This is a genomic window from Phaeodactylibacter sp. (assembly GCF_040219495.1).
Lineage (GTDB): Bacteria > Bacteroidota > Bacteroidia > Chitinophagales > Saprospiraceae > Phaeodactylibacter.
Genome location: NZ_JAVJSK010000126.1, coordinates 46,443 through 66,937 on the forward strand (window position 1 = coordinate 46,443; position 20,495 = coordinate 66,937).

Below are 20,495 nucleotides of genomic sequence, written 5' to 3' on the forward strand. Positions count from 1 at the left end.
ACATAGCTTGATTTTATCGGAATAATTGAACTTCTCCTTCGTAAAGTGTGGTAAATCCATCCACCCAGCGGACCTGTACGATGTAAGCGTAAACGCCTGCCGCTGCCGTTTCCCCCCTCGTGGTGCCATCCCATGCTGATACGCCATCTTTGGCTTCGAAGACCAGCCCGCCCCAGCGGTCGTAAACCTGAAAGTTGAGCACCTCGGCAAGGCCTGCTCCGGGAAAAATTTCAAAGCGGTCGTTGACGCCATCCTCATTGGGCGAGAAGGCATTGGGGATATAAATACGCCGGGTGCCCTCTACCCGAAGGAAGAGCGAAGCGGTATAGGCGCAACCACCCTGAAGGGTCAGGGTCAGGTCGATGTCTGCTGAACCGGTAGCCAGCACCCTGGGGTCCGGGCAACTGGTACAGCTGAGCACCGCTCCGGGGTCTGCCACCCACTGCAAAGTCGAAAGGTTGGTATCAATGGGCGAAGCCGTAATGATTTCCAAACTTACCGAGTCCCCGAAACGGGCAGGATTAGGCTGGGCAGCCAAATCAAGTGTCACCGTATTCGGTTCTGCTAATGCTACCGAGAAAGTGGTATCGCAATTATTGTTGTTTTCGATGGTCAGGTCATAAACGCCGGATGCCAGCCCGTCAAAGACCGGCTCGCTTTGCCCGGGGCTGCCGTCGAGTGAAAAACTATAGGGAGATGTACTGCCACTCAGCCCGGAGATTGCAATAAAGCCGGTAGCTTCCCCCGGGCAGGCCGGGTCTGCTGTTTCGAGCTGGAAATTAATCGGTGGCACATCCGGTAGGGCGATGCTGTCCTGGGTAATCGCGCAGCCGGTATTATCGGTGACCGTATAAGCATACAGGCCAGGAAACAGGCCGTTGATCATCGCTGAACTCCCCTCAAACGGCAACCCGTTACGTGACCATTCAAACTGGTAGGGCGCACTCCCCCCACTCACATCCAAAGAAAGGATGCCGGAAGCCTCCCCCTGGCAATTGGGCGGACTAACCGATACGTCCGCCTGGGGTACGCCTGGAGATTGCAGGGAGAAAGCAGAAGTCGCAAAACAGTCCGGCCCAACGGTGACAATGACTTCATAGCTCCCGTCAGGTAACCCCTCAATCACCTGCACGTTCTCAGCAATGGAATTCCCTTCAGCATCAAACCACTCAATGGTACTAACCGGATCGCCCCCCGTTAGTGTGAGGCTGATCATTCCATTGGAATCCCCGCAACTGGGCGGCATAATCTCCGCTTCCAAATCTGGCAATTCCAATATATTAACTTCCACCTCATCGGTTACCACCCCACAGGTGGTCGTCAGCTCCAGTGCATACACACCATCTTCGGCCACCGTAATCTGAGGTGTGGAAGCTCCACTGCTCCAGCTATATTCACCGGGTATTTCAAAAGCAGGCTCCAGCGTTACAGGATTACCGGCGCAAACTTCCAGATCAGGCCCCAACGCTACGGCATCTTCCGGCGTTATCACTGCGATGGAATCTACGGCGGTGCATTCGTCTTGTGTCACGGTGACACTGTAAAGGCCAGGTGCTGCAACAAGGAAGGTGGAATCTGTACTGCCATCCTGCCAAAGGAAGGTGGCTGTACTGTCCACACCGGAGGCAAGCAGAAGTGTACTCCCTTCGCACAATACGGTATCATTGCCTAAATCCACTGTAAAAGAACCACTGAGGGGGTTGGCAGAAAACGATAAATCAGAAAGCCCGACCGCCAGGTCTGATGCCGAAGTTAGGGAAACGCCCTCAAAATTAAGAGGTGCAACATTAAGGGCCACCGAAGTGAAGAAGCCCTCAGGCAGGGGGTCGGCGCACAGCCCCTGCCCATCCGAATCAACTTTAACCAGCCGGAACCCATTGCGGTCGTAGAGGTCTTGATAAATGTAACTGTAGTAGCCCTCAGAGGTGATAGCTAGAGGGCTGCCTGCAAAGGCAAAAGGCCCCCGCAGGAAGCCTTCTTCTGCCAGTTCAAGCCCCCAGATCAATTCGCCGTCCGTACTTATTTTGGCCAAAGCCGGACGAATGTCCCCGGAATCATCGATATCGGTTCCTGCTACAAACAATAGGCTACCGTCAGGCGTAGCGATCAAGTCTTCCGGCTCTCCGTAGAAAGAGAAATTGAAACCATTAAACTCCACAGTGACCAGATCATCAACCAGTGTGGCTAAACGGGACCAGTTTACGGTACCATCCAAGTTGATACGGGAAATAATAGCCCCTCTCGCCCCACCGAAGGAGGCATCGTCGAGCCGGGTAGACTGCAGCAGGGCGAAAGTGCCATCCTGTAGTGCGGCAACCTGCAGCCCCCCTCCACTAAAATTTTGATACCCGTAAGAATTGGCCCAAAGCTGTTGGCCCTGTTCGTTGAGCCGTACCACGAAGGCTGATGCTGCTATCCCACCCCCGGTATTACCAGTAACGAGGTACCCGCCAGCAGGTACTTCCGCAATATCAATGCCCGTAGCTGCAGACCCTTCCAGCGGATAATACTGTCCCCACTCCACGGCGCCGGCGGCATCGTATTTGACCAGGTAAAGAGCCGTTTCTACAAGGGGCGAGTGGTGGCCCGCAAAGATATAGCCTCCATCTTCAGTTGCCAATGCGGCATACCCTCGCTCCAGAAGGTCAGGGTTGCCGGGAAAGCTGCTCCATTCCAGGAGCCCGTCCGGGCTGGCTTTGGCGATGAAGCCGTCAAAATAGGCCGTGGTGGACGTACCTGACAGCACGAAACCTCCGCCCTGAGCAGAAGCAATATCAGTAATGCCCTGAAAGGTCCCCGGATCGTAAACCCGGGACCACTCCACCGTATGGTTGGCGGCGATACGGGTCACAACGGCATCATTAGCATCGCCCGCCGGATTGTTAAAGCCATTAGCGATGGACCCCAGTACAAAAATACTGCCGTCGGGCCCTTGTGTTGCAGCAACAGCAAGAACAGAATCACCAGTTGTACATTCTAATCTGAATTCACCAAGCTGCGCATAAGAAAAGGTAGCCAAAGAAAATAACAAAAGGGTGGAAAGGAATCTTTGCTTCATGAAGATACTTATGTCAGGTGTAATTAGGTAAGCTACAATTTATTGCCAGTTCTGTTGCAGCATAATCTGATAACTCAGTGATTTAGCATGTTCCTGGCTCACACCAGTAATCACCAGGGTTGCCTGCTTGAACAAAGCGATGGTGGTTGCCGGGTAGGTCATCGCCTCTCCCGGGAACCAGGCCATAGGTACACTTGTGCCCTGCAGTATTTCGTACCCTGCACCTGCATTATGTTCCTGCCATTGGCTGGCCACCACCTGCAGCTGTGGGATATCCTGTGCCGGAGTGGGGTCAAAAATATAAAAGTGCAACATCTGCATCTCTGCCCGGGCGGGCATCAGGAATATGCAGGCCGACTTCTCCCCCAGCCCGGCTGCCACTGCGGTTACTTTCCGGACCGGCTCCTGTACCGTCTCCTGAATGGCTTCCAAAGAGAGCAGGGCCGTTGCCTCAGGCAAATCGACCTGTTCCTGGCTACCATTGCCGCAGCCTGACAAAAGGAATACGAAAACAAGACTAAGGAGCGTAGATCTCATACCTTTTTACTTGCGAATTTACAAAAGCCATTGTAAAAGTGGCGTTGCCCGGGGGTAACGCGCACGATAAATCTCAAAATAAGATACCGGCACAGCTCGAAAACCGTTGAGTAACGGAGCGACATTTGGCATAGTGCTGCCGCAAAAATTCCATTGCTGACTACCGTGGGCAGCAGCGGCCTGTATGGATTGCCACATCAGCCAGGGGAAGGCACCGCTATCCCGGGCCCCATTACCGTTTCCTGCGGTAATGGGATAAGTTACCCCTTGTGTATGCATCAGATACACCCCACTGTGGAGGCGGCCCTCTTTATGGCGGGCAAACAGGAGCTGTACCTCACCCTGCGCCCGGGCAGCCTCATCCATTCGTTGCAACAACGGCATTGTGACCGGTGCAGTAAGCCCTTGCCGGTCAAAGGTATGCTCAATGATGGACATCAGAGCGCTCAGGTCCGTACTTTCTTCCAGCGCCAGCACCTTCTCCCCTTCCTTGATACTGTACTTTACGGAGCGGTTGAACTGACGGTGCACTGCATCCAGGTCCGATAAATCCGGGATAAAAAAATGATAGCGGAGCTGGGCCTGAAACCCCTGCCATAGGAAAGGCATCCAGTTTTGGGTCTGCGGATGAAGTTTCTGAATATGCCCCCAGTGCCCGGGCAGTTGCTCCAGGAGTTGCGGAATGACCTGCCGGTCGAAGGTGAACTGATCTGCCGGTGTAAAGGCATCATAAGCCTGATACCTCCATAAGCCCAGGTAGGGCGTCAGTGGAGGCGTTAGCAGGAAAGGGATGCCTTTAATACGCCGGATGTGGCAGGGCAATGCTGCCGCCAATTCGCCTTTCTTGTCCTCAGCCAGCGCTACGCCCCAGTTGTCCGGGCCGCATATCGCATCCAGCCACCAGGGGTGATTGAAGGCAGGAACGGCATGATCGCGGCAGAACTCCTGGTATGCTGATTTTGGCGGCAACTTTATCTTTATTTTCGGGCGTTTATAACTGGCCTAACCCATCCAGTCTATCTAAAGTCTACAAGGTCAATCTCAAAAACCAATACCGACCCGGCCGGGATAGTCCCGACAGCCCGATTGCCGTAGCCAAGGTTGGATGGGCAATACAGGGTGACCTCCCCTCCTTTTCCTACTAGTGGGATGCCGATCTGCCAGGCGGGAATTAAGTTTCTAAGCGGAAAAGTAACGGTACTGCTGCCCGGTGTCTGATCAAAAACGTGCCCGTCCAGCAGCGAGCCTTTGTAGCGTACAGTGACAGAATCCGTGAGCTCAGGCCGTTCACTCGTACCCGGCGTCTGAATTTGATAATACAAGCCGGACTCGTGCCGGTCAGCCGTCAGGTTGTTCTCTGCCAGGAAGTCCAGGATTTTCTCTTCATCAGGCCGGTCATCGGCCTCTTTATTGCAGGCAACGAGCGCAATGCCTAAAAGCATCACTAATACGTATTTTAGCTTCATCTTCAAAATGGTAAGTTTGGACGTAAAACTACAAAAATACTAAGGCTACCGGATAACTGTTGTAAATTTGACAGGCATTAGACCAAACCCGGCGTCCAGAAAAATCGTAGGTATTACGGCCTTCTCCAATGATCCGTTTGGAGAAACGAAGGCTGTATTTGGCCGCGTCCGCTACCGGGAATTTAATAACAACAGCCTGTCTGAGGAAGACTAGGAATGGCTGGAAGGCACAAGCGTGGAGCAAACGTCCCCGCTGTTTACCACAGAAGACATTCACCTCTACCCGAACCCGGCACAGCATACCATCACATTGGAGTGGGAACGCCCACATGAAGAGCCGGTAACGCTCATTTTGCACAATGAGATTGGGCAAGCCATCGAATCCCGTGTGCTTAAGCCCGGCACCCTGCAGGAAGTCTGGGATGTCAGTGGGCTGTCCAACGGTCTTTACCTGATAGAAGTCCGCGGTGGTACAGACCTGCCTCAACTTTTACGCTTTGTAAAATCCAGATAGCAGGACCGAACCTAGCTGATACGACAAGCCCTGGTAACCTTATGGTTTTACCAGGGCTTGTTTTTTGGGTAATCTTGGCGGGTAATTATTACTTTTGCCCTGCAAAATATTGAGTGACCTAATTTACGAGATATGAGACAACTTCTTATGATTGCTGTGGCGATGCTAGCCATAGCTTGTAACGCCCCCTCTTCCGAAGGCGCAAGTAATAATGATAACAGCACCGGCTCTTCCACACCGGCACCTAGAGCCGTGCGAGATAACTCCCCTGCTGAGTCGCCGGATATTCAGCTCAGCCTACAGGGCATTCAGGGTGGCGGTCAGGCCTCTCTGATCGGGCACCTCAACGAACAGCGCTTCCGGGCAGACTCCGTTGTTGTGGACGCAAACGGGAGCATTCATTTCAAGCGGGAAGAGCCTTATTTGCCTGGTTTTTACTACATCCTTGTCCCACAGCAGGCCGTGGTACAATTGCTCATCGACAAGGATCAGACCATGCAAATGCAGGCTAATGCAGCAGACGTCATTGGCACGATGCAGGTGGAAGGTAACCTCGAAAACGAAATCCTCTACCAAAACCTTCAGTTTGAGCAGAGCCAGTCGCCAAAATTTGATGCCATTTCCGGTCAATTGCAAGGTGTCCAAAAGGGAAGTGCAGAGTACGACCGCCTCACGGCAGAACGCAGTGCGCTAATGGCCGAACGAAAGGCCCACCTCGATGCTCTGTTTAAAAAGTACCCCAACACCCTATTCACCAGTTACAAAAGAGCCGGTCAAAACCCGGATCTCCGGGAGCCCAAACGGCCCGATGGCAGTATCGATACCGAAGCTCAGGTGTACCACTTCCGCCGTGACTTTTGGGATGGCGTGGACTTTACCGATGAGCGCCTGTTGAACACCCCCGTGATCTTCAACAAGCTCAACCGCTACATGACAGAGCTGACCGCTCAAAACCCGGACTCGCTCCGGGCCGCGACCAAGTACCTGATGGACAAGGTGGTAGACAATGAAGCTACCAGGGAATACCTCAAGTTCTTCGCCAACTGGATCACCATCAAGTACGAGCCTACGAAGACCACCCTGATGGATGCCGAGGCGATGTATGTCTTTATGGTTCAAAACTACTTTACCCGGGAACGGGCTTTCTGGTCGGACTCCATGAACATCTACGGGCTGCAACAGCGTGCCGAAGAGATGGCCGGCAGCCTGGTGGGCAACAAGGCGCCTAATGTGACTTCCTACGCCCCCGATGGGTCAGAAAAAACACTGCTCGACCTCAAAGCGCCTTACCTCGTTGTTTATATGTATAACCCGACCTGCGAGCACTGCATGGAACAGACGCCAAAGCTGGTTAATTTCTACCGGGAATGGAAAAACAAAGGGGTGGATGTATATGGTATTGCCCTGGATACCGATCAGCAGGAGTGGACCGACTACATCAAGAAAACGGGTATGAACTGGACCAATGTATTCGACTCCTCCAACCGGTCGATTTACGGCAAGTACTATGTAGACGTTACGCCTGAGATTTATGTCATCGGCCCCGACCGTAAAATCATTGCTAAAAACATCAAGGTCAATCAGATCGCTGAGGTGATCCGTATGGATAAAGAAAAACAGTAGAGGCACAGCCTGTCCCGCTCCGGGGAGCGGGACAGGCTATTTATAGCCTATTGGGGCTTTGGCTAAGATCATGTTTGGAGCGGTTTCGTCATAAAAATCAAGGATTTATGGTTCTGGCAAAGTCACTAAATTTGAGTTTAGCGGGCTAAATGAAAATTTAGAGCTTGCCCCGCATTTCTGCGGAGTTAATAAAACGTTGATTTGCAATAGCAACGAGCTCTAAACATGCTCTATACTCCCCTCAGTCACGAGAGGTAAAATTTTGACGACTTTATTTTTGTGGCCTGCAAGGCAAAACCACGATTGCACTCGCTGTGCAGAGCAAAGTAGACGCGAAGCGAACCGCAGGCATAGCCACACGAAGAAAGGGGATTAAGGGGCCCCTTTCTGAAGTCGGCGCCCCGGTTAACCGGGATTAACGCCGCAGGACGCAAAAAGAAAAAGTCAAAAATCACTTATTGTGCCCGAGGAGGTTGTGAATAGTTACCTGCTTATTTGATAGTTTAACTATCTTTATGAGGCTAAAGTCTGGCCAGGCGATAAATGCTCGCATCTACGCTGCTAAGGACGATAGCTCAGACGACATTAAGAGCTTGTTGGGATTTTGCTTTTGGAACGAACGTAGCCAAATTTTGTTCTGATCGAGGCGTAATGAGGGAGCATAGCCTTAGCTAAGTGACTGAAGAGCAACGAAGAGCAGGACGAAATTTGGCAAGAGCAGCCCAAAGGGTGAAATCCCAACAAGCTCTAAGAGCGTGTTGGGATTTTAGTAATCGGTCTGTCCCGGTGCACCGGGACACTTTTTTGCTTACACTTCGTCCCGAAAATCCTTCCCGCAAATTGCGGGACAGGCTATCTAGCTGAGGCTAAACTCCGGTTTTCGTGCCTCGTCTAACCAAAAAATTGTTAGTTTTCGACTAGAAGACAAAAATCCCAACACGCTCTAAATATTGAATGCCATACCAAGTTTTCTGTGTTGGTATACCTGCGTTTTTTTACAAAGAATAATCTGACATGAAGCAACCTCTACATTTGCTAGCTGTACTTAGCCATTTTGGTAACTTCTACCAAAAAACTTCTGCGCTGCGTACAATCTCCCTCTTCAGCCTTTTTTTCCTGATCTTGCCTTCCACTAATCTTTCGGCTCAGGACGTTGCGTTCTGTGGCTGGGATGGCGTGGGAGGAGATGAATTTACCTTTGTTTTGCTACGGGATCATACCGCTGGCGAAATCATTTACTTCACCGAAGAAGACTACTCGGATGTCGCAAATGGTTTTGACGACGGAGAAGGTCACCTTGCCTATACGGTACCCGCAGGTGGACTCACCGAAAATACGGTTATCCAAATTACCGAAACGGGTGTTGATGCCTACACGGTAACCGGAGGAGGGACCGCTGTGCACGTAGTGGGGACTGGTAATTGGAGTTTTTCGGAGTCCGACGAACTGTATGCTTACTCCTCCGACACCCCTGATGCTCCCTGGGGTGATGTGGACGAGATGCATTGCTTTGCCTATTTTCAAAACCTTTCGCTGTCTAGCCAACCAGACCAAGATCCGAGCTCTGATTTTCCAAATTGTATTATTCTCGATTTCAGCCCGAGCCCAGGAAACGGAACCTATAACTTTAATGACCCTAGTCGAGTAAATACGACTTTAGCAGATTTGCAAAACCCTGCAAACTGGACAAATTCTGGTATCACAGATATCACCTTAAGCACCACGAACTTCACCAACCAGATGATCGTAACCGCGATGATCGACTGCCCTTCCGTAGGTGCCGTTTCCACCTCAGTAAGCAATGTATGTGCCAACGATCCTTTCGATGTCACGGCAACTGGCTTGGCTAATCTGGCCAATGCCGATAATAACGAGCAAGATTTCGGCATCCAATTCCGAGCCTTTACGAGCACTCCTGCTGACCCTTACGTCGGGGGTATCGTTTTGGGTACCGTACCGTTTGGCAGTCTTACAGGGGGGAATACTACTGCGGCCTTGGTCGGAACGTCTTCAGCGACGTCTGGCACCTTAGAGGTTTACGCCATTCTCAATCCTGCTCCTACTGATGTTAATTGTCGGCCATCGGCTATGACTACTATTACCGTCGTTAATGATATAGAAGACCCAATAGTCACTTGTGTTGCTGCAGACGTCTTTCGCAACAACGACCCCGGTCAGTGTACTTACACGGCTCAGGGCACAGAGTTCGACCCTACCGCTACGGACAACTGTGGGGTGACGAGTTTGACCAATAATTACAACAGCTTGACTACACTAGCGGGCGAGACCTTCCCGATTGGTGCGACGCAAGTGCGCTGGACGGCACTGGACGCAATAGGAAATTCTGATACTTGTAGTGTCAAAGTTGTGGTTACGGCTATTGATGCCATGTTCACGGCCCCTGCCGATCTGTGTATCAATGCGGGCGTAAAAACTAACCTGGGTGGTGGCACGCCAGCGGGCGGTATGTACAGCGGTGATGGTGTATTTGACAATGGCGATGGCACCTACGATTTTGACCCTGCTGCTGCGGGTGTGGGTACGACTATGATTACCTATACCGTAGGGGCAGCGGGCTGTACAGATGCGGCTTCTGATAATATTGAAGTCTTTGCCCCACCCACCATCACCACCCCACCCACCGACCAAAGCATCTGCGCAGGCGACGAAGCTACCTTCAGCGTAGCCGCCAGCGGCAGCGGCAACCTCAACTACCAGTGGCAGCAAACCTGCCCAGCTGCTACCGAATGGACGGTCTACAATACGACTACCGGCCCGAGTGGTTTTCCGGATATTAATGTTCGAGGCGTGTATGAATCTGGCGGCGTGATCTATGCGGCTACTAATGCCGGCGGCGTGGCGACCTTAGATGTGGCGGGAGGCGCTACGGCTTGGACGGTCTACAATACGACTACCGGCCCGAGTGGTTTTCCGAATAATAGTGTTTTCGGCGTCTATGAATCTGGCGGCGTGATTTATGCAGCTACTAATGGCGGTGTGGCGACCTTAGATGTGGCGGGTGGTGCCACGGCTTGGACGGTCTACAATACGACTACCGGCCCGAGTGGTTTTCCGAATAATGTTGTTTATGGTGTATATGAATCGGACGGCGTGATCTATGCGGCTACTCAAGGCGGTGGCTTGGCGGCCTTAGATGTGGCGGGTGGCGCTACGGCTTGGACGGTCTACAACACGACTAGCGGCCCGAGTGGTTTTCCGGATAATTTTGTTTCCGGCGTCTATGAATCTGGCGGCGTGATCTATGCGGCTACTTTTGGCGGTGTGGCGACCTTAGATGTGGCGGGAGGCGCTACGGCTTGGACGGTGTACAACACGAGTACCGGCCCGAGTGGTTTTCCGAATGATTTTGTTTTAGGCGTCTATGAATCTGGCGGCGTGATCTATGCGGCTACTTTTGGCGGCGGCGTGGCGACCTTAGATGTGGCGGGAGGCGCTATGGCTTGGACGGTCTACAACACGACTACCGGCCCGAGTGGTTTTCCGAGTAATAATGTTTTTGGCGTCTATGAATCTGGCGGCGTGATCTATGCGGCTACTGCTAACGGCTTGGCGGCCTTAGATGTGGCGGGTGGCGCTATGGCTTGGACGGTCTACAACACGACTGCCGGCCCGAGTGGTTTTCCGGATAATGATGTTAGAGGCGTCTATGAATCAGGCGGCGTGATCTATGCGGCTACTGCTAACGGCTTGGCGGCCTTAGATACCGGTACACCCGTAGATATCCCTAATGCCACGGCCGATACTTACACCTTTAACCCAACGGCAGCAGATGCCGACTGTACCTATCAGGTAGTGGTGAGTGATGGGAATGGCTGTAGTGTCACCAGTGAGGCGGCGAGTGTGACGATCACTCCTGCACCCAATGCAGGCGATGACGGTGCTACCACGGTCTGCGATAATTCCACTATAACCATCAACTTACGCGACCTCATCACTGACGAAGAGCCCAACGGCACCTGGACGCAGCTAACCGGCAATGGCGGTACCTTTGATGTAGCCGCAGGAACATTTACCCCTGCCATAGGTGCAACCTCCGCTACTTTCCAATATGAAGTTAGCGGAACGGCACCTTGTCTTGATGATATTTCTATCGCTACCGTAAATATCGACCCTAGCCCCACCATCACCACCCCACCCACCGACCAAAGCATCTGCGCAGGCGATGAAGCTACCTTCAGCGTAGCCGCCAGCGGCAGCGGCAACCTCAGCTACCAATGGCAGCAAAGCTGCCCAGTCACCGAATGGACGGTCTACAATACGACTACCGGACCGAGTGGTTTTCCGGATAATCTTGTTAAGAGCGTCTATGAATCTAGCGGTGTGATTTATGCGGCTATTTTTGGTAGTGGCTTGGCGACTTTAGATGTGGCGGGTGGTGCTACGGCCTGGACCGTGTACAATACGACTACCGGCCCGAGTGGTTTTCCGAATAATTTTGTTATTGACGTGTATGAATCTGGTGGCGTGATCTATGCGGCTACTCAAGGCGGCGGCTTGGCGACCTTAGATGTGGCAGGCGGCGCTAGCGCCTGGACGGTTTACAGTACAACTACTGGTCCGAGTGGTCTTCCGAGTAATACTGTTTCCGGCGTGTATGAATCGGACGGCGTGATCTATGCGGCGAATAGTGGCGTGGCGACCCTAGATGTGGCGGGTGGCGCCACGGCTTGGACGGTGTACAATACAACTACTGGTCCGAGTGGTTTTCCGGATAATGACGTTTTTGGCGTGTATGAATCAGGCGGCGTGATCTATGCGGCTACTTTTAGTGGCGTGGCGACCTTAGATGTGGCGGGAGGCGCGACGGCCTGGACGGTTTACAATACAACTACTGGACCGAGTGGTTTTCCGGATAATTTTGTTTCCAGCGTGTATGAATCAGGCGGCGTGATCTATGCGGGCACTGAAGGCGGCGTGGCGACCTTAGATGTTGCGGGTGGCGCCACGGTCTGGACGGTTTACAATGCAACTACCGGCCCGAGTGGTTTTCCGGGTATTTCTTCTGTTCTAGGCGTGTATGAATCGGAGGGTGTGATCTATGCGGGCACTGAAGGCGGCGTGGCGACCTTAGATGTGGCAGGCGGCGCTAGCGCCTGGACGGTTTACAATACAACTACTGGCCCGAGTGGTTTTCCGAATAATTCTGTTAATGGCGTCTATGAATCAGGCGGCGTGATCTATGCGGCTACTAATGCCGGCGGCGTGGCGACCTTAGATACCGGTACACCCGTAGATATCCCTAATGCCACGGTCGATACTTACACCTTTAACCCAACGGCAGCAGATGCCGACTGTACCTATCAGGTAGTGGTGAGTGATGGGAATGGCTGTAGTGTCACCAGTGAGGCGGCGAGTGTGACAATAGAAACCTGCATTGTTCCCGTTGAAATAGTACTGGAAGATCCTTGCAGTTGTCTGAATAATGCCAGTATCATTGACTTGGATGCCGGAACTGGCGGTGATGATGGCCAGTTTGCGGAACTGGTGACCCTTAGGGGAGTTGGTGGTGCTGCTTTAGCGGATAACCTCGACTACCGGGTAGTGAGTATCTTGGGTGGCATCGACGCCGGTAACATCCCCACTATCGGCGACCAAAGTAATGGAACGGCCATTGCTCCGGGTACGGCCTTCACCTTTAATGCTATGACGGGTTTTTATGAGCTCGAATTTGTCCACGTCGATGAAGTGGGCTATACCCTCGTTGTTCAGCAATACGTCAACGATGTAGCAGGAGGGGATCAGTATGAGATCAGTAATACTTGTGCCTATCCTAATCCGGTTTTAAATCCAGCACTCGATCTTTTGTACTGCCCCAATGCAGACCAAATCACCCTTGGCGGAACAGACCAGAATGGCTTAGGGTTTGATGATGTTAGCTTCACCATTGACGGTATGACGGCTACCGTATTCAACCCCAGTGCCTTGACGGTAGGCCCACACACCGTAGTCATGACCTGGGACGGCGCAGCTGGCACCAATGATGGTACGGGCACGGTAGGAAACCCCAACTACCCGGGCTGTATCCAGCAAGTACAAACAATAATACAAGTCAACGATACCGAAGCGCCAATGGCTATTTGTCCGGCGGTCGCACCAGTCGTGATGTTAGATGCAGCAGGTAATGGAACACTAGCGGCCGACGCCCTGGCAGCTGGCAACAGCACCGATAATTGTTCGGTTAGTGAAAGCAGCCCGGCCACCAACTTTAGCTGTATGGATGTAGGTACGCAAACCGTGGTTTTAACTGCAACGGATGGCATCAATAGCGTAATGGCTGACTGTATGGTCACGGTAGAAGACAACGTACCCCCAATGGCTATCTGCCAAAACGTAACCGTCCAACTGGACGCTAACGGCAATGGCTCGACTACCCCCGCAGCGGTCAATAATATGTCGTCCGATAACTGCGGCATCGCCAGCCTGGCGCTGGACGTGATGGACTTCACCTGCACCGACGTAGGTCCGAATACAGTGACGCTCACGGTAACCGATGTGAACGCTAACCCGGTCACCTGCACCGCTACGGTCACCGTCGAAGACAACGTAACGCCAATGGCTATCTGCCAAAACTTAACGGTCCAACTGGACGCTAACGGTAACGGCTCGACGACTCCCGCAGCAGTCAATAATATGTCGTCCGATAACTGCGGCATCGCCAGCTTGGCGCTGGACGTGATGGACTTCAGCTGCGCAGACGTAGGTCCAAATACGGTGACCTTAACGGTAACCGATGTCAATGGGAACTCCACTACCTGTACCGCTACGGTAACGGTGGAAGACAACATCGCCCCAACCGCTTTTTGCCTCAACACCACCGTAGAGCTAAAGCCCGATGGCACCTACACCCTACAGGAAAGCGACGTGTACGATGCGGCAAACAGCACTGACAACTGTAGCATCAGCTCCGTGAGCTTTCCGGGTGTTACTTACACCTGCGATGATGCCGGGCTGGACTTCCCGGTTATGGTCACCATTGAAGACCCCAGCGGTAATATGGATGATTGCACCGCTATCGTAACTGTGGAAGACAGCGACGAACTGCCCCTCCCATGGACCGCCAACGACATCGGCGATCAGGGCAATGGCAGCACCTACGCCTACGACCCCTGCGCCGGCAACAACCCCAATCAGGGTGACTTTACCATCAGCACCGGAGGGTACAACCTCATCCCGCAGAACAGCGACAACCTCGCTTTCGCCAGTGTGCCCCTGTGCGGCAATGGCGGAATTCAGACCCGCATCGAGAGCGTTCAGGGCGGCTACGCCGGGCTTATGATACGCGAAAGCAGCGCGCCGGGGGCAAAGATGGTAGCCGTATACGCTAACCTGACCAATCTGCTGCGCCGGGAAACCCGTACCGTGACGAATGGCTCCAGAAGTAGCAGCACCCTTTTTGCGCCCTTCCCCACCTGGCTGCGGCTGGTCCGGCAGGGCGACTACATCCGCGCCTTCTACCGCAACAGCAACGGTGGCAGCTGGCAGCTCTTCCATCAGGCCTACCTGCCGATGGGCAACTGCGTGGAAATGGGCCTGGCAGTATTTACCACAGATCCGAATGGGGATGCCAGCGCAGTCTTTGGCAACGTACGTTACCTCAACCAAGGCAATGCGAACCTCTCGGTACCTAACAACCTAACCTGGGAAACAGCAACCCCCGAACTGCCCAAAGCCAGCGTACTGCCCAATCCGGTACGGAACGCGTTCACCCTGCGCTTCAGCCTGCCCCTGACTGCGGAAGGCACCGCTACCCTGCTCAATGAGTTCGGGCAGCGTATAGCCCAACAGCCCCTGCGCACCGGTGAGACGGAGCTGTACTGGGATGCCAAAAATCTGCCCGCCGGGCTGTATTTCCTGGAAGCTATGACCGAAGACGGCTACCGGGAGGTGCTGAAGGTGGTGCGGCAGTAGTATTCTGTATCAAAATCAATCCTACTACCCGAGAGCGCCATGGCAATGCTGTGGCGCTCTTTTTCTTTAGGCCTCCGGCTGCCGCTTACCCCATTTTCCGGCACACCATACTAAGAGCACTGTTTATTTACGCTAACTGAGCCATTCCTGCTGTTCCCTGAAAAAACCGGATACCTTATCCTGTTTTATCCGAACATTGATGGTTATGAAGCAACAGTACCATATCTATCTATTCGAACCTTGCCCAATCATAGCCACCGGCATCTCAACGTCTTTGCATGAAATCGCTTGCAGGGCCCATTCTGGTTCACTGCTTCCGGCTCCAGAGCACCATGAGCTGGCCCTCTTCAGCGACATAGCGATTATCAGCCTCTCCCCTGCTTCTTTTGCCCCGGTCATCAGCAGCGCGGCCCAATTGCACTGGCAATTTGAGCTGCCCATCATTTGGACAAGCGCCGTACCGCTGACCGCCTACCCGGATCACTACATGTTTCATCAGGGCTTTCCAATTCTTTACAAACCCTTCACCTCCTACCAGTTAAAAAAAAGGCTCAGACTTGAACTGGCCCACCTGTAGCCCCTGTTGACCGCTCAGGCTGGCTTCCCTGTTGCAAATACTGGTGTTTACCGTTTCAAAAATTTTGCTCATCTTGGAAGGCGTATTTCAATGATGAATACCGGATAACTTGTACGCTATGCCCAATCCTCAGATACTTATCGTAGAAGACGACCCCATCATCGCAGCGGACCTGGAAGACCGTTTGCAGGAAATGGGCTACGGTATTCTCGCAAATGTGCCCAGCGGAGAAGCCGCGCTGAGGGCTGTGGAAGCGCAACAACCGGCGCTCGTATTGATGGATATCCAACTGGAGGGGGAACTTGATGGCGTGGACACGGCAAAAAGAATGGCTGAAAGGTATAGCTTCCCTATTATTTTCCTGACCAGCAACTCAGACCGCGTCACCTTTGACCGGGCGAAGGATAGCCGCCCACAAGCTTTTCTATCCAAGCCTTTCCGGGGGCGCGACCTCAGGCATAGTATAGCATTAGCGCTCAGTCAGGCTGATAGTGACACGCAAGGCCTGTCTTCGGTCAGCGGTCGCACGGATCAGCTTGACGACCGTATTTTTATAAAATCCAAAGACCTGATGGTCAAAATCCTGCTCCGGGATATTTTGTGGGTGGAGGCGGATGACTACTATTGCAAAATTGTGACTGTAGATGCAAAGCACCTGGCTACCTTGACGCTGAAAAAATTCAGTGAGCAGGTACAAGCCGACTTTTTGATGCGGGTACACCGGTCTTTTATGGTCAACCTGAACCAAATTGACAAGGTTGGCGGACTGTATGTGTACATTAAAGACCATAAAATCCCGGTGGGAAAATCGTACAGTAAGACCCTGCAACAGCGGTTGAAACTACTATGAAGCGACTTGTTTTTAGATCAGCAAACCGAAATGCAAAAGAGCTTAAGATGCCTGCATTTGTAAAAATCTGTCTTGCCCTCCTTTGCCCGGTTATACTTGGCGCTCAGTCGGGAACAATTGACAGTCTCCTTCAAAAAATGTCGGGTGCCAATCAAGATGCAGATAAAGTAAACACCTTGATTGCGCTCACGAACGAACTGAACGGTTATAACCTTGAAGAAGCCTTTCGGTATGGTTACCAAGCCCTCCCACTGGCCCGGAAATCAGACAGCAAAACACAGGCGAAGCTTTTTATCGCTATTGGGCGCACCCATGCCAACTCCAGCCAACCCGACTCTGCGTTGCAGTATTTCGAACGCGCCCTTGCCATTTCTGAAAAGAACGGAGACGAAGCGGGCCGGGCGGATGCACTGGGCAAGATCAGGTATATTGCCAACTACCTGGGGCAGTACGAAAAAGAGTTTGAGATTGCGTACCAGGTGCTGCGCATTCGCGAACAGCTGGGTGACAAAACTGAAATTGCCCTGGCGAATATTGATGTAGGCAACGCACTTTATTATCAACGCAAGTACGAAGCCGCCAACGAATACAACCTAAAGGCTTACGAACAAATGCTGGCGGTCAATGCCGATAATGCCGACCAGGGTGTCGCCACTCAGCAGCTGGCCGATACTTACCTGATGCTTGGCGACTATGATCAGGCACTCGAATACGCCGATGAAGCCCTGCGGCTGAGGGTACTGGACGACAACCCCGTCGATATTGCCCTTTCGCAAAATACAAGGGGCAATATCCTCAAATACCTGAAGCGCTATGATGATGCCCTTGCCGCCTACCGGGAGAGCTTTGAGCTATCCCAGGAGGTGGGTTTCGCTACTCTGCAGTTTACCAACCTCAACAACATAGGGGATGTGTACCGGCGCGTGGGAAACTACCGGGAAGCTTTGTCGGCACTGCAACAAATGCAGCAGATGATGGCCGCCTATGGCCCCGGCCAACAGCGGATAAACCCCGAATCGCTCTTCTTGATCTCAGAAGCTTACGAAGGCCTGGGACAACTCGATTCCGCCCTGATCTACTATAAAAGATATACCGCAATCAATGATAGCCTGTTCACCGCCGAGGCGGATTCAAGGGTGGCGGAGCTACAGACAAAATACGAAACGGCCCAGAAAGAGATCACCATTTACGAACAACAGGAGCAACTGGAAAAGGAGCAATCCATGCGGTGGTATGCCATTGGCATTGCGGTATTGCTGCTGGTCATTGCGTTGCTGCTGCTACAAGGCTACCATACGATCCGGCAGAAGAACCGTAATATTGAGACCTTATTATACGAAATACACCACCGGGTAAAAAACAACCTGCAGGTACTCTCCAGCCTACTGAGCCTGCAGTCGCGCTACATTGAAGATGCCCATGCCCTCGATGCTATACGAGAAGGGCAAAACCGGGTAGACGCCATGGGGCTGATCCACCAACAACTATACACCGGTAATACTGCCGCCGCACTGAATATGGAGACCTACCTGTATGAATTGGGAGAAACGGTAGCGGACTCCTTCGGGCTGGAGCAGCAACCGGTTGAGCTGAAATACGAGCTAAGCCCGGTTGAGCTGGATGCCGATACGGCCATCCCCCTGGGGCTGATCGCCAATGAGCTGCTGACCAATGCCTGCAAATATGCTTTTCCAGAAGGGCATAGCGGCACCATCACCCTGCACTTTTCAACCCCTCCGAAAGGCGGGTACCTGCTGAAGGTACAAGACGATGGGGTCGGAAAAACCCAAACCCGGGACGTAAAACCCGGCACCTCCTTTGGCACGCGCCTCATCCAACTGCTGAGTCAAAAACTGAAGGCGGAAGTCGAAGAGCTGGACGGCCCGGGCTATGGCATGACGGTATGGTTTGCAATCCGGTAGTGTAGTCGTTTCCGAACGTTTTGTGCTTCCGCGCCGGTGCTTGCTTAGTACGCCCGGGGCGTTGCCAAAAGCGCGTCCACCCGCCGCTCATACCGGCGCTGCCGCCGCCGTTCATTCAGCGCCTGCAGGTATTCATCAAACCGGATGTCAAAGCCGATATTAAGGAAAAGCGGGGTGGATACGCCAGATGTGGCATTGACAGGGACCCCAGCCGTAGCATTCAGGTCGAGCTGATTGAAAAAGGTGAGCCCAAGCCCACCCCCAACGAGCGGGCGGTTGAAATCAGGTGTAGTGCCGGTATTGGCCAGGTTGTACAATAATCCGGAACCATACAGCAATAAGTGCAAATTGCTGACGGTAGGTGTCTTGGCCGGCTCCAGGCGCAGGTAGCGTTTACCCCAATAGGTGAACGTTTCCTGCCGTCCAAAACTATTGATGTACGCCCAGTCCAGCAGATTGAGCCTGATCCCTATTTTCTCGCCGGCAAAGGTGTAATTACTCAGGCTTTCACCACTGCTCAGCACCAGTCCATCCGGAAAGTGGGCGTTGTTGATGCCTACATTGAAAATAAACGATAGCGGCCGCCAGCGGTCATAGTTGATATTTTGCAGGGACACCAGGAAGCTCTCCACGTCAAAATCCAGGGCCTCATTCTCCTCAAACCCTTCAATGATCTCTGTGTAACTCCGCAGCAGGCTGATGATTTTATTGAGGGCCGCTTTGGTATCTTCATTAGGGAAAATGTCACTCAGGCCCGCCAGTGCATTCAGGTAGTCGTCGTAGGTGGCCGCCTGATCAAACTCATACAGCTTGGCAAGGAGGCGGAACAACAGGTGGCTGCGCAACTCTTCGTAATTGAACGGGAACCCTTCTTCAAAAATGGTCTTCACCAGCGCCTGTAGTAAGGTGTTGAGCTCGAAGTAGGTATCAATAAAATACTGGGAGTTTTTTGCCAGGCGCTCCAGCACCGGAAGCACGTCATTGTAGAGTTCAAAAATGAGGTCAGAAAGCGCGCCCGGGCTGAGGTTGTCCAGGTCGAGTTGTTGCAATTGCCCTAAAAAGGACAAGAGCACCTGCAGCTCTTCTTCTGAAAGCTCCGTCCGCCCTTCCTTGCCAATAGCTTGCCGGACATACTGCCGCACACTGTCGAGCTGCGCCCCGATCTCCTCCATATTGCGCAACCCGGTTGTACCGCCCAGGTCCAGCCCCATAGAAGCGCCCCTTACTTTAAAATTGGTTGTCCGGAACAGATAATTGACCAGTCCGATGTAGTCGATCAGCCCGGCCAGCCGGTTCTGCAAGCGGGTATAAACGGCATCAGCCAGCGGCCGGCGCACCGGGTGCTCCAGCGTCAGGTAGGCATTCAAAGCTTCGCTGCCGGAATTGCGGTACATGGTCCGCAACAAACCCAGTTGCTGCAGAGCAGGATCGTTGCGCACAGCTTCACTTGCCATATCCAGCAATAAGGCCTTAAAGTCAGTAGTCAGGCTATCTGTGCTAAAGGTAATGGCTGAAGACTGCGCAATCAGCCCCTGATTGGGCCGCTCTCCGGACTCAGACAGCTGGAAGCGGGCGAAGGTCTGCCCGGCCATAGCCTGTCCGGTCTTTTGCCCGCCGTAGGCTTCCGCCAGGGCCACCAGCTCCGGTTCGCAGAGGGCAAAGTAGTAGTCAGAAAGAGCGTACACAAACACCAGGTTGACTGTGTTCTCATAAATATTGCGGGTGCGGGCCTCTGCATTGCGCTCTTCGAGGACCGTATTGATAATGTTGTCGAGGTAGATGTAATTCAGTCCGCCGGCTTCCTCGATTTTGCCCAAAAACATATTCTTGATGAGCCGCACGCGGACTTCCTCCTGTTTATCTGATATCACGGAGGCGATGACTTCTGCATCCAGGGTCCCTCTGCCGAAACTCAGCCCGCCCAGCCCGATCTGCAGACTCGGGGCCTGATGTTGGAAGGAAGATTGGGCGCTCACGCTTATGGGCAGCATTAAGAACAGTAGCATCAGGTGTCGCATA

The 20,495-nt window shown here is 52.9% G+C and carries 12 protein-coding genes; 7 read left to right on the forward strand and 5 right to left on the reverse strand.

Translation table 11 applies throughout. From position 1 onward, the window contains the following. Positions 1-13: 13 nt before the first annotated feature. Genes RIC19_RS20185 through RIC19_RS20200 form a run of 4 tightly spaced genes read right to left on the reverse strand, consistent with a single transcriptional unit; the run spans position 14 to position 5,061 of the window. Positions 14-3,058 carry a T9SS type B sorting domain-containing protein gene (locus RIC19_RS20185; RefSeq protein ID WP_350180174.1) on the reverse strand — a complete coding sequence of 1,015 codons (3,045 nt, stop codon included), beginning with the start codon at positions 3,056-3,058 and terminating at the stop codon, positions 14-16. Between the two features lie 39 nt (positions 3,059-3,097). Then, positions 3,098-3,595 (reverse strand): hypothetical protein, encoded by a 498-nt coding sequence (locus RIC19_RS20190; RefSeq protein WP_350180175.1) that lies wholly within the window; start codon positions 3,593-3,595, stop codon positions 3,098-3,100. Positions 3,596-3,613: 18 nt separating this feature from the next. Then, positions 3,614-4,564, reverse strand: coding sequence for a GNAT family N-acetyltransferase (locus RIC19_RS20195; protein ID WP_350180176.1), 951 nt, complete (start codon positions 4,562-4,564; stop codon positions 3,614-3,616). A gap of 47 nt (positions 4,565-4,611) precedes the next feature. Beyond that, complete coding sequence (locus RIC19_RS20200) at positions 4,612-5,061, reverse strand: FKBP-type peptidyl-prolyl cis-trans isomerase (RefSeq protein WP_350180177.1); 450 nt, start codon at positions 5,059-5,061, stop codon at positions 4,612-4,614. A 67-nt stretch (positions 5,062-5,128) separates the two neighbouring features. Here RIC19_RS20200 and RIC19_RS20205 point away from each other — a divergent pair, with 67 nt between their 5' ends. The 7 genes from RIC19_RS20205 to RIC19_RS20235 all read left to right on the forward strand — a co-directional run bounded on the left by RIC19_RS20205 (position 5,129) and on the right by RIC19_RS20235 (position 18,476). Further along, positions 5,129-5,275: a hypothetical protein gene (locus RIC19_RS20205; protein WP_350180178.1), complete on the forward strand. Its 147-nt coding sequence runs from the start codon at positions 5,129-5,131 to the stop codon at positions 5,273-5,275. A 21-nt stretch (positions 5,276-5,296) separates the two neighbouring features. Beyond that, complete coding sequence (locus RIC19_RS20210) at positions 5,297-5,575, forward strand: T9SS type A sorting domain-containing protein (protein WP_350180179.1); 279 nt, start codon at positions 5,297-5,299, stop codon at positions 5,573-5,575. 132 nt (positions 5,576-5,707) lie between these two features. Then, positions 5,708-7,198, forward strand: coding sequence for a redoxin domain-containing protein (locus RIC19_RS20215; RefSeq protein WP_350180180.1), 1,491 nt, complete (start codon positions 5,708-5,710; stop codon positions 7,196-7,198). A 1,014-nt stretch (positions 7,199-8,212) separates the two neighbouring features. Further along, positions 8,213-15,127 carry an outer membrane protein assembly factor BamB family protein gene (locus RIC19_RS20220; RefSeq protein WP_350180181.1) on the forward strand — a complete coding sequence of 2,305 codons (6,915 nt, stop codon included), beginning with the start codon at positions 8,213-8,215 and terminating at the stop codon, positions 15,125-15,127. A 205-nt stretch (positions 15,128-15,332) separates the two neighbouring features. Continuing rightward, a complete protein-coding gene (locus tag RIC19_RS20225) occupies positions 15,333-15,704 on the forward strand; it encodes a hypothetical protein (protein WP_350180182.1) in 372 nt (123 codons plus the stop codon). Between the two features lie 118 nt (positions 15,705-15,822). Next, complete coding sequence (locus RIC19_RS20230) at positions 15,823-16,554, forward strand: LytR/AlgR family response regulator transcription factor (protein WP_350180183.1); 732 nt, start codon at positions 15,823-15,825, stop codon at positions 16,552-16,554. A gap of 47 nt (positions 16,555-16,601) precedes the next feature. Next, positions 16,602-18,476, forward strand: a complete 1,875-nt coding sequence (locus tag RIC19_RS20235; protein WP_350180184.1) for a tetratricopeptide repeat protein — start codon at positions 16,602-16,604, stop codon at positions 18,474-18,476. Positions 18,477-18,520: 44 nt separating this feature from the next. Here RIC19_RS20235 and RIC19_RS20240 read toward each other — a convergent pair whose 3' ends face one another. Next, a complete protein-coding gene (locus RIC19_RS20240; RefSeq protein WP_350180185.1) occupies positions 18,521-20,494 on the reverse strand; it encodes a hypothetical protein in 1,974 nt (657 codons plus the stop codon). Between the last annotated feature and the right edge of the window lies 1 nt (position 20,495).

Excerpts from the sequence above, each read along its gene's own strand:
- RIC19_RS20185 (WP_350180174.1), bottom strand. The coding sequence starts at position 3,058 with ATGAAGCAAAGATTCCTTTCCACCCTTTTGTTATTTTCTTTGGCTACC.
- RIC19_RS20190 (WP_350180175.1), bottom strand. The coding sequence starts at position 3,595 with ATGAGATCTACGCTCCTTAGTCTTGTTTTCGTATTCCTTTTGTCAGGC.
- RIC19_RS20200 (WP_350180177.1), bottom strand. The coding sequence starts at position 5,061 with ATGAAGCTAAAATACGTATTAGTGATGCTTTTAGGCATTGCGCTCGTT.
- RIC19_RS20215 (WP_350180180.1), top strand. The coding sequence starts at position 5,708 with ATGAGACAACTTCTTATGATTGCTGTGGCGATGCTAGCCATAGCTTGT.
- RIC19_RS20220 (WP_350180181.1), top strand. The coding sequence starts at position 8,213 with ATGAAGCAACCTCTACATTTGCTAGCTGTACTTAGCCATTTTGGTAAC.
- RIC19_RS20225 (WP_350180182.1), top strand. The coding sequence starts at position 15,333 with ATGAAGCAACAGTACCATATCTATCTATTCGAACCTTGCCCAATCATA.
- RIC19_RS20230 (WP_350180183.1), top strand. The coding sequence starts at position 15,823 with ATGCCCAATCCTCAGATACTTATCGTAGAAGACGACCCCATCATCGCA.
- RIC19_RS20235 (WP_350180184.1), top strand. The coding sequence starts at position 16,602 with ATGCCTGCATTTGTAAAAATCTGTCTTGCCCTCCTTTGCCCGGTTATA.
- RIC19_RS20240 (WP_350180185.1), bottom strand. The coding sequence starts at position 20,494 with ATGCGACACCTGATGCTACTGTTCTTAATGCTGCCCATAAGCGTGAGC.